The 868-nt window shown below is 67.6% G+C and carries 1 protein-coding gene; it reads right to left on the bottom strand.

All coding sequences use genetic code 11. From position 1 onward, the window contains the following. Positions 1-868, bottom strand: an 868-nt coding sequence (locus tag DL991_RS12090; protein ID WP_233598803.1) for an HNH endonuclease signature motif containing protein, incomplete at both ends; no start/stop codon positions are given.

The raw sequence follows: 868 nt of genomic DNA, 5'->3' as shown, positions 1-868 counted from the left end.
CGGTGATCTCGGCGGCAGAGGTCGATGAGGTCGTCGGCGTTGGTGGTGCCGCCGAACTGCCACGGCACCGAATGGTCGAGATCGCAGGTCTGTGCGGGGCGGCCGCAGCCGGGTCTTCGGCACTCACGGTCCCGTACCCGGATGAACTCGGCGACGCCGGCTGTGGGCCGGTACCGGTCGCGGCCGAGGTCCAGTATCTGTCCGGACAGCGGGTCGGTGATGATCCGGCGCAGCACGGTGTCCGGGCCGGTCGCGATGTGCCGTGCCAGTGCCGCCGGAAGATGACCGTGTCCGGCCATCTCCGCCGGGTCGTCGTTGAGGCCGAGGTAGGTGAACAAGTCCATGTACAGGAACACGTCCGCACGCTCACTCGCGCCACCCTGGCCGCCGAGCAGGAGATCGAGCGCGACGTCCGCGCGCAACTGGTCCAGGGTGCGGGTTTCGTCGCCGGTCTTGAGTTTCTTCGCTTCCCTGTCGATGCGAAGGTAGGCGGCGTTGACCTTCTCGGCGGGCCCGTCCTCGACCTCGATCGACGCCACCCCCGTCTCACCCTGCCGCACGCTGAGACGGCGACCTTCGCGAGAGTGCTCGGCACGTCTGTCGGCTCCTTCGCGGTCGACCGTGATCGCCGCATGATGAGCCGCTTTCCTGATCTGGCCGGAATTCTTCCCCGCCAACCGGCCCTCGAGCAGGGCATCGGCCGCTAGGGCGTTGTCGTCCGACAGCCACGCCGTCGCCGCGGCGACCTTCATCGCGCCGAAACCACTCACTTTTCCCTCGTCCATCAGAGTCAACGTGCGCGGCAGCCGGGCGGTCAACGCTTCAGCGGCAGCGACCATCGCACCGGCATGATTGTCCACAAGAGACA

This window comes from Amycolatopsis sp. WAC 01375 (assembly GCF_003947325.1).
In the GTDB taxonomy this organism is placed as follows: domain Bacteria; phylum Actinomycetota; class Actinomycetes; order Mycobacteriales; family Pseudonocardiaceae; genus Amycolatopsis.
This window is presented reverse-complemented; position numbering and strand designations above follow the sequence as displayed.